11 protein-coding genes are annotated in these 16,420 nt (G+C 73.1%); 4 read left to right on the forward strand and 7 right to left on the reverse strand.

Annotated features, from left to right (window positions below; all coding sequences use genetic code 11):
- Positions 1-31: 31 nt before the first annotated feature.
- Entirely contained in the window at positions 32-694 is a 663-nt protein-coding gene (locus AB1460_RS14360) for a potassium channel family protein (protein WP_368961713.1), read from the reverse strand.
- 156 nt (positions 695-850) lie between these two features.
- Between AB1460_RS14360 and AB1460_RS14365 the strand changes: the two genes are divergently transcribed.
- The 4 genes from AB1460_RS14365 (at position 851) to AB1460_RS14380 (ending at position 8,801) form a co-directional block, all read left to right on the forward strand.
- The gene (locus AB1460_RS14365) at positions 851-3,025 is read left to right on the forward strand and encodes an APC family permease (RefSeq protein WP_368961715.1); all 2,175 of its coding nucleotides are present in this window, start codon (positions 851-853) and stop codon (positions 3,023-3,025) included.
- Positions 3,022-4,500 carry a class I SAM-dependent RNA methyltransferase gene (locus tag AB1460_RS14370; RefSeq protein WP_368961716.1) on the forward strand — a complete coding sequence of 493 codons (1,479 nt, stop codon included), beginning with the start codon at positions 3,022-3,024 and terminating at the stop codon, positions 4,498-4,500. The genes AB1460_RS14365 and AB1460_RS14370 overlap by 4 nt, the downstream gene beginning before the upstream one ends.
- Positions 4,501-5,585: 1,085 nt before the next feature.
- Entirely contained in the window at positions 5,586-7,541 is a 1,956-nt protein-coding gene (gene dxs, locus AB1460_RS14375) for a 1-deoxy-D-xylulose-5-phosphate synthase (protein ID WP_368961717.1), read from the forward strand.
- A gap of 147 nt (positions 7,542-7,688) precedes the next feature.
- On the forward strand, positions 7,689-8,801 hold the full coding sequence (locus AB1460_RS14380; RefSeq protein WP_420497267.1) for a lysylphosphatidylglycerol synthase transmembrane domain-containing protein: 1,113 nt from the start codon (positions 7,689-7,691) through the stop codon (positions 8,799-8,801).
- 151 nt (positions 8,802-8,952) lie between these two features.
- Here the strand turns inward: AB1460_RS14380 and AB1460_RS14385 are convergent, their stop codons facing one another.
- The 6 genes from AB1460_RS14385 to AB1460_RS14410 form a co-directional block, all read right to left on the reverse strand.
- Complete coding sequence (locus AB1460_RS14385; RefSeq protein ID WP_368961718.1) at positions 8,953-11,136, reverse strand: 3-hydroxyacyl-CoA dehydrogenase NAD-binding domain-containing protein; 2,184 nt, start codon at positions 11,134-11,136, stop codon at positions 8,953-8,955.
- Between the two features lie 128 nt (positions 11,137-11,264).
- Positions 11,265-12,470: a thiolase family protein gene (locus AB1460_RS14390; RefSeq protein ID WP_368961719.1), complete on the reverse strand. Its 1,206-nt coding sequence runs from the start codon at positions 12,468-12,470 to the stop codon at positions 11,265-11,267.
- 235 nt (positions 12,471-12,705) lie between these two features.
- Complete coding sequence (locus AB1460_RS14395; RefSeq protein WP_420497268.1) at positions 12,706-14,205, reverse strand: HRDC domain-containing protein; 1,500 nt, start codon at positions 14,203-14,205, stop codon at positions 12,706-12,708.
- 111 nt (positions 14,206-14,316) lie between these two features.
- A complete protein-coding gene (locus AB1460_RS14400; protein ID WP_368961721.1) occupies positions 14,317-15,015 on the reverse strand; it encodes a DUF3000 domain-containing protein in 699 nt (232 codons plus the stop codon).
- Between the two features lie 224 nt (positions 15,016-15,239).
- Positions 15,240-15,461 (reverse strand): hypothetical protein, encoded by a 222-nt coding sequence (locus tag AB1460_RS14405; protein WP_368961722.1) that lies wholly within the window; start codon positions 15,459-15,461, stop codon positions 15,240-15,242.
- A 450-nt stretch (positions 15,462-15,911) separates the two neighbouring features.
- Positions 15,912-16,277, reverse strand: coding sequence for a DUF3817 domain-containing protein (locus tag AB1460_RS14410; protein WP_368961724.1), 366 nt, complete (start codon positions 16,275-16,277; stop codon positions 15,912-15,914).
- Positions 16,278-16,420 lie beyond the last annotated feature (143 nt).

Raw genomic sequence — 16,420 nt, forward strand, 5'->3', positions numbered from 1 at the left:
CCCTGGCTCGTGATCAGTCCCTGGCTCGTGATCAGTCGTGCTGCGGGCCGGTGCGGATCACGGCGTCGGCCTCGGTGGCCCGCATCTTCGCCACCGCGACGTGCAGGACGTCCCCATCCTGGATCATGGTGCGGGCGTCCGGGAGCAGGCCGTCGCCGAACCTGGTCACGCAGACCACCCGTACCTCGGCCCGCGCCTCCAGCTCGGCGAGGCGCCGCCCGGCCCAGCCGCGGGCCGGGGTGACCGCGGTGAGGAGCACCGAGCCGGACGTGTCCGTCCACTCCGGGGTGACGGCGTCCGGGACGAGGCGGCCGAGGATCTGGTCGCGGGTCCAGCGCACGGTCGCGACCGTGGGGATGCCCAGGCGCTCGTACACCTCGGCGCGCCGGGGGTCGTAGATGCGGGCGACGACCCGTTCGACCCCGAACATCTCCCGGGCGACCCGGGCGGAGATGATGTTGGAGTTGTCCCCGCTCGACACGGCCGCGAACGCGGCGGCATCAGCGATACCGGCCTCGATCAGGGTGTCGCGGTCAAAGCCCATGCCGGTGACCCGGCGGCCGCCGAAGCCGGCCGACAGGCGGTTGAAGGCCCCCGGGTTCTGGTCGATGACGGCCACCGAGTGGCCGAGGCGCTCGACAGCACCGGCGAGGGAGGAGCCGACCCGGCCGCAGCCGAGGATCACGACGTGCACGGGACGTGAGCGTAGTCCGACCGGGGTTGCCCGGTCGATGCCTGTCCCGCAACCCCGTTCGTCCAGCTGGCGGGGCTCTCCACCGCCGCGTGGGCACCGGAGTGCGCCACGTCACACACTGTGGGGAGGTGTGACCTCGGTCGGTAGCATCGCCGCGTGGCGCTCACAGACCGACTGAAGCGCGGATTCGTCGGTCGTCCCATCGGGAGCGATCGGCTTGGGGAGACCCTCCTGCCGAAGCGGGTCGCGTTGCCCGTCTTCGCCAGCGACGCCCTCTCGTCCGTCTCCTACGCGTCCGAGGAGATCCTTCTCGTCCTGGCCCTCGGCGGGCTGACGTTGCTGCACTACACGCCGTGGATCGCCGCGGCGGTGGTCATCCTCATGCTGACCGTGGTCGCCTCCTACCGGCAGAACGTGCACGCCTATCCCAGCGGTGGCGGCGACTACGAGGTGGCCTCCGTCAACCTGGGCCCGCGGGCCGGCCTGATGGTCGGCAGCGCGCTGCTCGTCGACTACGTGCTGACCGTCGCCGTGTCGGTCTCGGCGGGTGTCGCCAACCTGACATCCGCGGCCACCGGCCTGGCCGAGCACAAGGTGCTGCTGGCCTCGCTGCTGGTCGTCCTGCTCACCCTGGTCAACCTGCGCGGGGTGCGGGAGTCCGGCTCGGCGTTCGCCGTCCCGTCCTACGCCTTCATCGTCGGCGTGCTGGTGATGATCGTGACGGGACTGGTGCAGACCGCCCTCGGGGACGCCCCACGGGCCGAGAGCGCCGGCTACGAGATCCATGCCGAGCACGACTACACCGGGCTGCTGCTCGTGTTCCTGCTCCTGCGCGCGTTCGCGTCCGGCTGCACGGCGCTGACCGGTGTCGAGGCGATCAGCAACGGCGTGCCGGCCTTCCGCCGGCCCAAGAGCCGCAACGCCGCCACCACGCTGCTGCTGATGGGAACCATCGCCGTCACGATGTTCGTCGGTGTCACGGCCCTCGCGCTGATCTCGGACGTCCACATCGCCGAGAACCCGGCCGATCTCGTCGGCGGCGACGGCAGCGACCAGCGGACGGTCATCGCCCAGATCGCCGCGGCGGTGTTCGGCGACGGCTCCCCGGGCTTCGTGTACGTGGCGGCCGTCACCACCCTGATCCTCATCCTGGCCGCGAACACGGCGTTCAACGGCTTCCCGGTGCTCGGCTCGATCCTCGCGCGGGACGGCTACCTGCCGCGTCAGCTCCACACCCGCGGCGACCGGCTCGCCTACTCCAACGGGATCATCGTGCTGGCCGGGTTCGCGATCCTGCTCATCGTCGTGTTCGACGCCCAGGTGACGGCGCTGATCCAGCTCTACATCCTGGGTGTGTTCATCTCCTTCACCCTCAGCCAGACCGGGATGGTCCGGCACTGGGCGCGCCTGCTGCGCGGTTCGGCCACCCCGCCGGAGGAGGTCGACGCAGGCGCGTCGGGCATCGTCGCCGGCAACGTCGACGACCAGCTGACCGGACGGGTGCCGCTGGAGCCTGCCATGCGGCGCCGGGTCCGGCGCTACCAGGCGGTCAGCTTCCTCGGCGCCTGCCTCACCGGTGCGGTGCTGATCCTGGTGCTGCTCACGAAGTTCACCCGCGGGGCGTGGATCGTCTGCATCGCCATCCCGGTGATCTATCTGGTCATGCAGGCCATCCGGCGCCACTACGACCGGGTCGCCACCGAGCTGACACCGGAGCCCGGCCCGCCGACGCTGCCGTCCCGCGTGCATGCCGTGGTGCTCGTGAGCAAGATGCACGCCCCGACCCTGCGGGCGCTGGCCTACGCGAAGGCCACCCGGCCACACACGCTGGTCGCGTTGACCGTCGCCGTGGACCCGGCGGAGAGCGAACGCCTCCGGCAGGCCTGGGAGGAGCGTGACATCAAGATCGATCTTGTCGTGCTCGCCTCGCCGTACCGGGAGGTCACCCGGCCGGTGCTCGAGTATGTCGCCCGCATCCGGCGCGAGAGCCCACGGGACGTGGTCGCGGTGTTCGTCCCCGAGTACGTCGTCGGGCGCTGGTGGGAGCATCTTCTGCACAACCAGAGCGCGCTGCGGCTCAAGGCCCGGCTGCTGTTCCAGCCCGGAGTGATGATGACCAGCGTGCCCTGGCAGCTCGAGTCCAGCTCACACGCCAGGGTGCGCCCCGAGCACGCGGGAGCCGGCGCTGTCCGGCGCGGCCGGGCTGCCGTGCCGACCGGTCAGTCCCGGTCGTCCCGGCAGCCGCCGGGGTCGGAGCAGTCGGGTAAGCCGGAGCGGCCCGGCAGGCCGGAGCAGCCAGGTGGGTCCGAGCAGAGCAGGAGTGGGACGTGAGCGGGCGACCGACGCTGCGCGGCGGTCCGGCCCAGCCGGGGCGGGCGGGCCGAGGAACCCAGCCGGGCCGGGCGGCCCCGCCGGCCCGCGCCGAGCGGGTCGCGCGGACCCCGGTGCCGCCGAGCGAGCTGGTGGAGCTGGAGGTCGGGGCGGTCGCGCACCACGGCCTGTGCGTCGCGCGGGCGGACAGCCGGGTGGTGTTCGTCCGGCACGCGCTGCCGGGGGAGCGGGTCAGGGCGAGGATCACCGACGTCTCGTACGACCGCTACTGGCGCGCCGACGCGGTCGAGGTCCTCGTCGCGTCCCCGGACCGCGTCGAGCCACCGTGCCCCCATGCCCGGCCAGGCCTGTGCGGGGGTTGTGACTGGCAGCATGCCTCGCTGGACGCGCAGCGGCGCCTCAAGGCGCGGGTGGTGGAGGAGTCACTGCGCCGGATCGCGGGCCTGGACCTGACCGTGCTGGTCGAGGCGCTGACCTCCGCCGCGCCGGACGGGCTGGGCTGGCGGACGAGGATGCGCTTCTCCCGCACCCCCGACGGCGGAGTCGGGCTGCGCGCGCACCGCTCCCACGAGGTTGTCGCCACCCCGGACTGCCGTATCGCCGACCCGCTGCTCGCCAGCGTGATCGCCGATCCGTCCTTCCTCCAGGGCCCGGCCAGTCCGGACCGCACCGGCCAGGCGGTGGAACTCGTCGCGATGCCGGCTTCCCCGCCGGACCGCGAGTCCGGCGCGGTCGCGTACTCGACCAGGTCCGGCAGATGGCAGGTCGTCCAGGTGCCGGCCGGCGAAGGCGGGGCGGAGCCGGAAAGCCGGCATCCGGACAGCCCGCGTGCGGACGGCCCGCCGCCACCCGAGGCCGAGGTCCAGGTCGTCGAGACGGTCGAGGGCCGCCGCTTCCATCTGGAGCCCGGGGTCTTCTGGCAGGTCCACCCGGCGGCCGCGGCGACGCTGGTCGCCGCGGTGCGGGACGCGGCCGGCGCCGCGCCCGGTGACACGGCGCTCGACCTGTACAGCGGCGCCGGGCTGTTCGCCGCGTTCCTCGCGGCAGCGGTCGGCCCGACCGGCCAGGTCATCGCCGTGGAGTCGGACGAGGCCGCGGTCCGTTCCGCCGCCCGGAGCCTGGCGGACCTGCCGTGGGTCTCGTTGCGGGCACTGCGCGTCACCCCGGCGACCGTCAGCCGCCTGACCGGCGGCTCCGCCCGCCCCGGGGTCGATGTGGCGGTTCTCGACCCGCCGCGCACCGGGGCCGGCCGGGAGGTCATGACCGCGCTGCTCGCGCACCGGCCGCGCCGGGTCGTCTACGTGGCCTGCGACCCCGCGGCACTCGGCCGGGACGTCGCGGTGGCCGCGGGCGAGGGGTACCGGCTCACCGGGCTGCGCGCGTTCGACATCTTCCCGATGACCTCGCACGTCGAGTGCGTCGCGATCCTGGAGCCGACGTCCACCCACGACCCGACGCAGGCCGCGGGGCGGTGACCGGGAAGCACCCCGGTGACCGCTGACGGACGCGCGACCGTCGAACGGGCCCGCCTCGTCGCCTCGTCGCCTGGCCGGTGTGTCGGGTGGACCGGCGGCCTGGTGAACGGCGCGCGGGGGAATCCGCCGCATTGTCTCCGGGGTTGTCCGTCACCAGCGCGATCCTGAGTATTGTCCGGGTTCTGCGCGGATCCGGATCGCATTCCGCCGTTGCCCGGGTATCGGGTCGGATATGCCCGATTCGACCGTGGTCCTTTCCGTGGAACCGCTGATGCGGCTCGCTCACCCGCTGCCGGAGCAGGCGGCGGAGGTCGGGCTTCTGGGTGATCTCCGCCGGGGCAGCCCGTGTGAGGGAAGGCGCGACGGCGCGGTGGCGGGCTCCGGTCCTGGCGGACCCGTCCCTTGGTCCCGGGACGCTGGTCGCCCCGCTCGGGTCGTTGGTCCGGGTCGGAGGCACCAGGCATCTACCCTGGATACCTGGTATCAGACGGCGTGAGCCGGATGTACTTCCGGGTGGTGGACGTGATCGCAGGTCATCAGACCGTGCGCGGCGACATCGGCCCTGTCCGGAAGGACTGCGGGGTCGCGGTCAGATCCCGGCGGCATGGCTGATGACCATGAGAGGTCGCGCCGGGCTCCGCGGCCGGTCCGCCCGGCGGCCGCCCCGCCAGGCGCCTGCTGACTCTGGGTAAGGTCGACGGTGACAATCGGGGGTGCCGGTAGGGGCCAGTGCGATGTCACGAAAATGTCACGAGTAGATGACGTGCGTATGCACACTCGTCCGAAAGTCCCAGAGGGCTGGGGAGGAATGCCTGCCGGGCAGTCCCCAGCTCGTCCCTCACGGGACCACACCGTCCCGGGGTGGAGCGGCTGCCAACGCGTCACGCCTGGTTCGCGGGCTCTCTTCCGCGGTTACCCGCAGCACATTCCCGGCAGCGGGAGGGGGATTCTACCGCGACCCGGTGTAATACCTGACGTTCTCCGGGCAGCTCACATGTCGGGAGCCTGTCTGCGGACCCCAGGGCGTGCTGCGTAGACTTTGCCGGACCCGGACCGATCCCCTTTCGGGGGAGGGAGAGCACGCCGTGTCGCTTCTGTCGACGATCGACAGCCCGCAGGACGTCAAGCGCCTCGACCACGAGGAACTGGTGGCGCTCGCGGCCGAGATCCGTGATTTCCTCATCAACGCGGTGGCCCGTACAGGCGGCCACCTCGGGCCGAATCTGGGGGCTGTCGAACTCACTCTCGCTATTCACAGGGTATTTGATTCGCCTTTTGACCGGGTCCTGTGGGACACCGGGCATCAGTCCTATGTTCACAAGATTCTGACGGGTCGGCGGGAGGCATTTGACCGACTCCGTCAGCGTGGCGGGCTCTCTGGCTACCCATGCCAGGCGGAGTCCGAGCACGACATCATCGAGAACTCGCACGCCTCGACGGCACTGTCCTACGCTGACGGCCTGTCGCGGGCCTACGCGCTGCGCGGGGAGAGCCGTGCGGTCGTGGCGGTCGTCGGTGACGGTGCCCTGACCGGTGGCATGTGCTGGGAGGCGCTGAACAACATCGCCGCCTCCGACCGGCAGGTCGTGATCGTTGTCAACGACAACGGCCGCTCCTACTCGCCGACCATCGGCGGGCTGGCGGACCACCTCGCCTCGCTGCGGCTGGCGCCCGAGTACGAGCAGGTCCTCGACGTCGTCAAGCAGGTGCTGGGTCGCACGCCGCTCGTCGGCGCGCCGCTGTTCGACGCCCTGCACGGCATCAAGCGGGGCATCAAGGACGTCGTGACCCCGCAGGGCATGTTCGAGGACCTGGGGCTGAAGTACGTCGGCCCGATCGACGGCCACGACGTGGCCGCGATGGAGTCGGCGCTGCGTCGGGCCAAGGACTTCGGCGGCCCGGTGATCGTGCACGCGATCACCCGGAAGGGCTTCGGCTACCCGGCGGCCGAGCAGGACGAGGCCGACAACTTCCACGCCGTCGGCGTCATCGACCCGGCCACCGGCAAGCCGGTGTCGGCGTCCAAGGGCACGACCTGGACGTCGGTGTTCTCCGAGGAGATCGTCCGGATCGGCGCCGAGCGGCCGGACGTGGTCACCATGACCGCGGCCATGCTGCAGCCGGTGGGCCTGAAGGCGTTCGCGAAGGCGTTCCCCGACCGGGTGTTCGACGTCGGTATCGCCGAGCAGCACGCGGTCACCTCCGCGGCGGGCCTGGCGATGGGCGGCCTCAAGCCGGTCGTGTGCATCTACGCGACCTTCCTGAACCGGGCGTTCGACCAGGTCCTGATGGACGTGGCGATGCACCGCCAGCCGGTGACCTTCGTGCTCGACCGCGCCGGGATCACCGGCGAGGACGGCGCGTCGCACAACGGCATGTGGGACATGTCGTTCCTGCAGGTCGTGCCCGGTCTGGCGATCGCCGCACCGCGGGACGAGGCCACCCTGCGCGCCGAGCTCGACGAGGCCGTCTCGAACACCGACGGTCCGACGGTCGTCCGCTACCCCAAGGGCAAGATCGCCCCGGAGACGCCGGCGATCGACAAGGTCGGCGGGGTCGACATCCTGTACCGGGCGCCGGCGGTGGCACGTCACCGCGAGGTGCTGCTGGTCTCGGTCGGCGCGATGGCCCCGACCTGTCTGGACGTCGCCGCGCGCGTCGCCAGCCAGGGCATCGGTGTCACCGTCGTCGACCCGCGGTGGGTCAAGCCGCTGGACCCGGCGCTGGTCGAGCTGGCCCGTGAGCACGACCTGGTCGTCACGGTCGAGGACAACGGCCGGGTCGGCGGTGTCGGTGCGTCCGTCGCGCAGCTGCTGCGCGACGCCGACGTGGACGTCCCGCTCCGTGAGTTCGGGGTCGCCCAGCGGTTCCTCGACCACGGCAAGCGTGACGAGGTCCTCGCCGAGGTCGGCCTTGCTCCGCAGGACCTCGCCCGCAAGGTGATCGAGGCGGTTGCTCGCCGCCAGAACGCGCTGGCGGAAGAGGTCGAGTCGGCCGGCACGAGCAAGTCCAGCCAGGCCTCCGCTACCGGCCAGGCCTGAGTCGCTCCGCGGCGCCCGCTGCCCAGCGCGCGCCGCGGGGCCGACGCCCCGGGCCGGAACTGTCGGTTCCGGGCCGGAGCTGCCGGGTCGCGCCTTTCCGCGCGGCCCGGCGCTGGTGGTCGTGCGAGGACGTCCTACGCTGACCTGGTGACAGGCGTCAGCGGGGCGGATCCAGACGGGGACGCCCGGATCGACGGGACCCCGCCACGCCACCGGGGTGCCCGCTGGTGGGCTGTGCGCGGTGCGCTGGTGGTTGCCGCGGCACTGCTGGCCGTCGCTCTGGTGCGGCAGTGGAACGACGTCCGCGACTCGATCGGTGACCTGACGGCCCTCGGCCTCGGCGGTTCCGCCGTGGCGACGGTGCTGGCGGTCGGCGCCACCGTCCTGTCCTGGCGGGCGGTGATCGGCGGGCTCGGCGCGCGGCTGCCGCTGCGGGCCACCGTGCGGATCTTCTGCGTCGGCCAGATCGGCAAGTACATCCCGGGCAGCGTCTGGCCCGTCCTCGCGCAGATGGAACTGTCCCGCGACTACGGCGTCTCCCGGCCGACGTCGGCCTCGGCAAGCCTGGTGGTGCTCGCGCTGGCGGTGCCGTGCGGTGGCGTCACCGCGGCAGCCACTCTGCCCTTTGTCTCCCGGGACGCCCTCACCGACTACTGGTGGGCGCTGGCGGTGGTGCCGCTGTTCGCGGTCGTGCTGTTCCCGCCGGTGCTCTCCCGACTGCTCGCCCTGGCCTTCCGCCTGCTGCGGCGCCCCCCGCTGGGCGAGCCGCTGACCGCCGGCCCCATCCTCGCCGGCGCCGGCTGGCTGATCGCCGGTTTCGTCTGCTACGGCATCGGGACCTGGCTTCTCGTGCGTGACCTCAGCCCACAGGTCGGTGGCGCCCGGCTGGTCGCGCTGTGCGTCGGTGCCTACGCGCTGGCCTGGACCGCGGGCTTCCTGGTCCTGGTGCTGCCGGCCGGGGCGGGGGTGCGCGAGGCCGTGCTGGTGCTCGCCCTCGCCCCCGCGCTGTCGAGCGGCCCGTCGACGCTGATCGCCGTCGTCGCCCGGCTGCTCGCCACCCTCGCGGACATCTTCTGGGCCCTGATCGGGGTCGCGCTGCGGCCACGGGACGAACCGGTCCCCGCGGGTGGCCCGCCCACCTCGCCCGCCTCGCCGCGGGGGCGTGTCGAGGACGGCCTCAGTGTGCGGGAGACGCGCGGAACCGCATCCGGAGACACGGGAGCTGCGGCCGTCGTTCCGGGCGCGCCTCGCGCCCGCTGAGCCCCACCCCGGCAGCCCGGCTGTATCCGCACACAGCTGTATCCGCACACAGCTCTGTGTGCGGATACAGCTGTGTGCGGACGACGGCCACCCAGCCCGGTCGGTGGGACCGGGCTGGGGCGGCAGCGGCGGCGCCTGAGCCGGAGCCGGCTCAGGCGATCGTCGCCACGCCGGGCGGGTTGAAACGCTGCCCGGTCGCCTTCTCGCTGATCCCGGTGCGGTCCAGACAGGGCGTGATGCCGCCGAGGTGGAACGGCCAGCCCGCGCCGAGGATCATGCACAGGTCGACGTCCGCCGGCTCGGCGACGACCTTCTCGTCGAGCAGCAGCCGGATCTCCTGGGCGAGCGCCGTCAGCGCGGCTTCGCGGACCTGCTCCTGCGTCAGGGCCGCGGCGGTGCCGGCTCCCACGCCCCCTGAGCTCCCCGCCGGCCCGTCGGCGGGCCCGCGGACGAGCTCCGCGGCCTGCAGGTCGACGACCTGCCGGCCCTGCGCGTCGGTCGTGTAGAAACCGGCCTTCCCGGCGGCGACCAGCCGGGCCAGGCCAGCCGGGTCGCGGAACCGGTCCGGCGCCGTGCCGTGCAGGGTCTGCGCCACGTGCAGCGCCACCGGCGGCCCGACCAGCGACAGCAGGACGAGCGGCGACATCGGCAGGCCGAGCGGGTCCAGAGCGGTGTCGGCCTGCTCGATGGAGGTACCGGACTCGGTGGCGGCGAGCACCTCGCCCAGGAACCGGGTGAGCAGGCGGTTCACCACGAACGCGGGGGCGTCCGCGACCAGCACGGCGTTCTTCTTCAGCTTCCGGGCCACCGCGAGCGTGGTCGCGACCGTGGCGTCGTCGCTGCGCGGGCTGCGGACCACCTCGACGAGGGGCAGGACGGCCACCGGGTTGAAGAAGTGCAGGCCCGCCACGCGCTCGGGATGGGTCAGATCGGCGGACATCTCGGCCACGGACAGCGCCGAGGTGTTCGTGAGCAGCACGGTCTCGGGCTTGACGTACGTCTCGAGCTCGGCGAGCACCGTCTTCTTGATCGCCATGTCCTCGAAGACAGCCTCGATGATCAGGTCGGCGTCCGCGAACGCGTCCTTGGTCAGCGAGCCGGTGACGCTGGCCTTCAGCCGGTTGGCCCGGTCGGGCGAGATCCGCCTGCGCTGGAGCAGGTTGTCGAACTCCTGGTGGACGCGGGCGACTCCGGCGTCCAGGCGCTCCTGGTCGAGGTCGGTGATGACCACCGGGACCTCGAGCCGCTGTGCGAACAGGGCGGCGAGCTGGCTGGCCATCAGGCCGGCGCCGACGACCCCGACCTTCGTCACCGGCCGGGCCAGCGAGCGGTCCGGACCGCCGGCCGGCCGCTTCGCCCGCTTGTTGACCAGATCGAACGCGTAGAGGCCGGCGACAAGCTCCTCGCCGGCTCCGAGGTCTGCCAGTGCCGCGGACTCGGCCGCGTAACCCGTGTCGACGTCCGCTGTCTCGGCCAGGGCCATCAGTTCGAGCGCGCGGTAGGCGGCCGGAGCGGCGCCGTGCAGGCGGGCATCGGCGAGGGCGCGCCCGCGCTCCAGCGCCGCCGCCCACGCCGCGCCCCGCTCGACCGGCCGCCGGGCGGCGGCCGGGTCCTCCTCGCCACGCAGGACCCGGCCGACCCAGCGCAGCGCCTCCTCCAGGAAGTCCGCCGGCTCCAGCAGGACGTCCCCCAGCCCGAGGGCGAAGGCCTGCGGGCCGCGCAGGGTCCGGTTCTGGCTGAGGGCGTTCTCGATCATGATCGTGACCGCGTTCTCGGGGCCCACCAGGTTCGGCAGCAGCTGGGTGCCACCCCAGGCCGGGACGAGCCCGAGGAACACCTCGGGCAGCGCGAGTGCGGCGATGTCCGTCGACAGGGCCCGGTAGTCGCAGTGCAGTGCCAGCTCCAGGCCGCCGCCCAGTGCCGCCCCGTTGACCAGGGCGAAGGTCGGGACCTTCCGGTCGCCCAGCCGCCCCTCACCGACCCGGCGCAGCGCCGTGTGCCCGAGTTCGCCGAGCGCGGCGAGCTTCGGCCGGACCTCCTCCGGATCGGTCAGCGACGACCGGTAGGACAGGTCCGCGCCGACACAGAAGATGAACGGCTTGCCCGTCACCGCGACCGCCGCCACCGGCGGGTCGTGCGCCTCGATCTCCTCGACCGCGGCGATCAGGGACCGCAGGCCAGCTGGGCCGAAGGTGTTCGGGCGGGTGTGGTCGTGCCCGTTGTCGAGGGTGATGAGGGCGACCGGGCCAGCCACGCCGGGCAGCTGCGCGTACCGGACATGGGCATGTGTGACCACCTCGTCCGGATGATCAAGAGTCACCGCGGCGCTGCTCATGCTCCGTCTCCCATTCGGCCGAAGATGTGACGATGCGAAGGTTCGAGGTCGAGGGTGCTGGCGGGTCGGTGCGTCGGCGACCGGGTGCCGGCGACCGGGTGCCGGCGGGCCGGGTGCCGGCAGGCCGGTCAGGCGGCCTGGTGGTGGGGGTTCTCCCAGATCGTGGTGGCGCCCATGCCGATGCCCACGCACATCGCGGTGAGGCCGTAGCGCACCTCGGGGTGCTCCTCGAACTCCCGGGCGAGCTGGGTCATCAGCCGCACGCCGCTGGAGGCGAGCGGGTGGCCGTACGCGATCGCACCGCCGTACGGGTTGACCCGCGGGTCGTCGTCGTCGAGGCCGAAGTGGTCGAGGAAGGCGAGGACCTGCACGGCGAACGCCTCGTTGAGCTCGAACAGCCCGATGTCGTCGATGGTCAGGCCGGTGCGGGCCAGCGCCTTCTCCGTGGAGGGAATCGGGCCGACGCCCATGACCTCCGGTTCCACGCCGGCGAACCCGAAGCCGACCAGCGTCATCTTCCGGCTCAGGCCCAGCTCCGCGACGACGTCGGCGGCGGCCAGGACGCATCCGGTGGCGCCGTCGTTGATGCCCGCGGCGTTGCCCGCGGTGACCCGGCCATGCGGCCGGAACGGCGTCCGCAGGCCCGAGAGGCCCTCCAGCGTGGTGCCGGGGCGGGGCGGCTCGTCCGCGGTGACCAGCTCCCACCCGCTCTCGGTGTGCCGGGCCGCGACCGGGACGAGATCGGGCTGGATCCGGCCGTCCGCGTAGGCCTTCGCCGCCTTCGTCTGCGAGGCGACCGCGTAGGCGTCGGCCCGCGCCCGGGTGATGGCCGGGTAGCGGTCGTGGACGTTCTCCGCGGTCAGGCCCATCACGAGCGCCGACGGGTCGACGAGCTTCTCGGAGACGAACCGGGGGTTGGGGTCGACCCCCTCGCCCATCGGGTGCCGCCCCATGTGCTCGACGCCGCCGGCGATCGCCAGATCGTAGGCACCGATGCCGATGGCGGACGCGGCCGTGGTCACCGCGGTGACGGCGCCGGCGCACATCCGGTCGATGGAGTAGCCCGGCACCGACCTCGGCAGCCCGGCGAGAATGCCGGCCGTCCGGCCGAGAGTCAGGCCCTGGTCGCCGATCTGGGTCGTCGCCGCGATCGCGACCTCGTCGATCCGCTCCGGCGGCAGGGACGGATTGCGCCGCAGCAGTTCACGGATGACCCGGACGACCAGGTCGTCCGCCCGGGTCTCGGTGTAGACACCCTTGGCCTTGCCGAACGGCGTACGCACCCCGTCGACGAACACCACATCGCGGATCGAACCCCGCGCGTTCACGAACATCACCGGCCTCCTCGACGCACTTGTCCGTCGACGGCGCGTATGCGGCCCGCCGCCACCGGTGCCCGGCCGGGTGCCCCGAAGGTGGTGCCGACCGTGACGGACACCAGCCTACGGCAGGAGTTACCGACGGGTAGGTAATGGGCGTCGCTCCGGTGGTGGATCAGTGCTCTGGACTGCCGACCTGTCCTCCGCGCCCGCGTTCCGCGCGGGGGAACAGCGCAGGTGACGAGGCCTGTCAGGTCGCGGACGGCTCCCCGCCGGTCTCACCGGCAGCGTCGCGGGCGGCCTGCGCGCGCGGCGCCGACCGCCGGGTCCTGGCCGCCGTCCCGGCCGCGTTGGCGGCGGAGGCCGAGGTGGCGGCGGAGGCCGAGGTGGCGGGCGCTGCGCGGCCTGGCGGTGCGGGGGGCGGGTCGGCGAGCGCGGCCGCCACCGCGGTGGCGGTCAGGGCCACCTGCCACGGCCGGGCCCCACCGGTCGTGAGCGCCGCCGTGACGGCCGCCGCGTCCCGGCCTGGCGGCGGGCTCCAGGTGACACGGCGGGCCAGCGCGGGCTCCAGCAGGTTCTCGACCGGCATGCCCTGGTCGTCGGCGATGGCGTTCAGCGCGGCTCGCACCCGGGCCAGCCGGGCGGCCGCCACCGGGTCGCGCTCGGCCCAGCGGTTCTGGGGCGGCAGCCCGTCCCCACCCGGCCCGGCGCTGCTCGGGAGCTGGCTGTCGGGCAGCTCAGCCGCCGCGCGGAGGGCGTCCATCCAGGTCGTGGCCGACCGTCGCAACCGGTGGCCGGAGAAGACCGGCAGCCGGGTCAGGGCGGCTGCGTCCTCGGGGGCCTTGAGGACGGCGTCCATGATCGCGCTGTCGGGGAGCACCCGCCCGGGCGCGATGTCGCGGGCGCGGGCGACCCTGTCGCGGGCCAGCCACATGGCGCGTACCGCGGCGAGCTGGCGCCGGTTGCGCGCGCGGTGGATACCACTGGTGCGGCGCCACGGTTCGGCCCGTGGCTCGCGCGGGGGAGCGGCGGCGATCGCGGCGAACTCCTGGCGGGCGAAGTCAATCTTGTTCTGGTCGGTCAGCTCCGCCTCCAGGTGGTCGCGCAGCTCCACGAGCAGCTCCACATCGAGCGCGGCGTAGCGCAACCAGGGCTCCGGCAGCGGCCGGGTCGACCAGTCGGCGGCGGAGTGCCCCTTCTCCAGCCCGTAGCCGAGCACCCGCTCGACCATCGCGCCGAGACCGACCCGCTCGTAGCCCAGCAGCCGTCCGGCGAGCTCCGTGTCGAACAGGGTGGACGGGTGCAGCCCGAGCTCGGCGAGGCACGGCAGGTCCTGGCTGGCCGCGTGCAGGACCCATTCGGCCTCGCCCACCGCGGCCTGCACTCCGCTCAGGTCGGGCAGCGCCACCGGGTCGATGAGCAGCGTCCCGGCGCCGCGGCGGCGGATCTGCACGAGGTAGGCCCGCTGGCTGTACCGGTAGCCGGACGCCCGCTCGGCATCGAAGGCGACCGGGCCGTTGCCTGCGGCCAGGAGCTCGGTGGCCGCCACGAGGTCGTGGACGTCCTCGAGCACGGGCGGCACGCCGTCAGCCGGCTCCAGCAGGGGGATGGGGACGGTCGCCGACGCGTCGGCGGCAGCATCGGCTGCCGCACCCTCACTGACCAGGTGTGTTGAGTCAGGAACCGTCGACGTCACGATCGGCGATGGTACGTGTGAATGGCCGTGCTGGCAGCCCAGACGGCTGAGCATTCGCACTGATTATACGCTTAGTGTTCGTTCTTAGCGTACGAGTAGTCATGACGGCTGCATTCTGTTGACATGCCTGGCGCGCAGTGTCCGCGCCAGGCGCGACGTGATGACTCAGGCCCGACGCGCAGGTAGCGGCACGACCCCGGAGAGGCGCGGCGGAAGACCGGCCATCGCCGCGAGGAGATCGGCAAACGAGTGCAGGTGTGCTGCCGCGTCCAGCGGATCCCAGCCGGGGCCCGGATCGGTGACCCCGCCCGGGCTCGCCAGGACCGGATCGCTCCCCCCCGGAACGGCCGATGCCGGCGACGCCGATGCCAGCGATGCCCAGTCGGGCGAGGCCCAGGCCGGTGACCACGAGCAGCGCAGCTCCACGTCGAAGTTGTCGCCGTCCGCGGCGAGGACCCCGAACCGGCGGGAGGAGGTGGTGGTCACCGTGCCGCCGAGGGCGCGGACCTGGGCGCCGTGCGACTGCAACGACTCCCGCAGCCAGGACCAGGCGACACCGGGCAGCAGCGGATCGTCCGCCACCTCGGGGTCGACGGACGCCCGGGCGTAGCACACCACCCGGCTGGTCCCCTCCCAGGCGTCCTGGCCGTCCGGGTCGAAGAGCAGGACGAACCGGCCCGAGGCGGCCTCGTCGTCCTCGGTGAGGCCGCCGGCGAGCGCGAACGCGAACGGCGCGATCCGCGACGGGGCGGGAATCTCCCGAATACTCACGTCGGACCGCAGGTCCGCCAGCGCATCTCGCAGCGCGTCGGTGGCGGCCACGAAGAGCGCAGGCGCACTGAGCTGCGACCGCGTTCCCCCCATGGCTGCAACGTTAGGGGCTGCACCGTGATCACGCTGGTCGGACGCCGGAGACGGGCGCCTGGCGCCATCCGGGCGACCCTGCCCCGATCTGGCCCAGGGTGGTGGGGCCTGCTCGGGGGGTGACGGTGGTGTGGGCCGGGCGGCGCCGAACGCCGCCGCCGGGCGGACGGGGGGCCGGAAGGGGCCAGCCGGGACGTCCGGCTCCGGGACGGGGCTGTGCAGGCTCACGCGGCGGTCCTGGTACCGGTACCCGCGGGAGCCACCGCGGTCGCGGTGACGGGAACGGGCGCGGCTGCGGGGACGAGCCCGACGAACACCGCGTGGCCACAGGCAACACAGGCCCGCTCCGGGCAGTCGGCGCCATGGCCGTCCGCGCAGGGGGGTTGCTCGAACCGCTGGTCACGCCCACATGCCGGGCAGTGCTGGACGTGCTCGTCGGTGCTCACCCGGACCTGGTCCACTCGCGCATCACTCCCCGGGGCACGACCGCCTTGTTCACCTGGCTGCGACCCACGGGCCATCGAGGCGGCGGGGCTGCCGCCGGATCTCGCTCCGGACCGGGCCCGCCATGGCGCGCAAGGGCGCGCAACACCCCGACCGCATGGCGCGGACGAGCCCGCGCCGCCGCCCACCTGGGGGGATGCGTTCCACCCGGGGGGTTGCGTCGACGAGAAATCCTGCCGCCGTTGGCCGGTCGGAAGTGGGCTGATCGTGTACATCGCCGACCGTTGCCGCCCATTCCGACTGGACTGACGGTGCCATGGGTGGGGCGGTTCTCCGCGCATTCCCCCCGGCGTGTCGCGTCAGGTCGGCTGTGCGCGGTGCGGGGCCGAAGCACCATCCGAGCGGGTGGTGGCGATTCGTGCCGGCCCGCTCGCGGACCGCACCCGGGCTGCTCAGCCCGCGGGAGCGGACCGCGCGGGGCCGGCGGTGCCGGACTGTCCGTCGGCGGCATCCAGAGGCCGCAGCCAGTGACGCTCGACGAAGAACGGTGCGACCGGGAGAACCGACGCGCCGAGTGCGAGGAGGGTACGCACGGGGCGCCAGCGCCGCAGCACCGACACGTAGAGCACCAGCAGGCAGTACGCGATGAACAGGGCGCCGTGGACCGGCCCGAGGACCTTGACGCCGATCTCCTCGTCCGCTCCGTGCTTGACCGCGGTCGCCACGAGGAGGAGCAGGAAGGAGGTCGCCTCGGCCAGTGAGACGAGCCGGGCGGCACCCACGGGCCAGAAGCCGCTCTGGGCGGAGGGGTCGGTCATCGGAATCTCCTCGCGTAGCCGCGGCCGCGCGGGATGCGCTGTGGCCTCTCGGGGGGTCCGTTGCCGGCGGCACCGGATTCGCCGCTCTGACTTCTACTGCGAGTAGAAGATATCGCACACAGTCGTGTGCCCTACCCGGCATC

Source organism: Parafrankia sp. FMc2 (assembly GCF_041008525.1).
Taxonomy (GTDB): Bacteria; Actinomycetota; Actinomycetes; order Frankiales; family Frankiaceae; genus Parafrankia.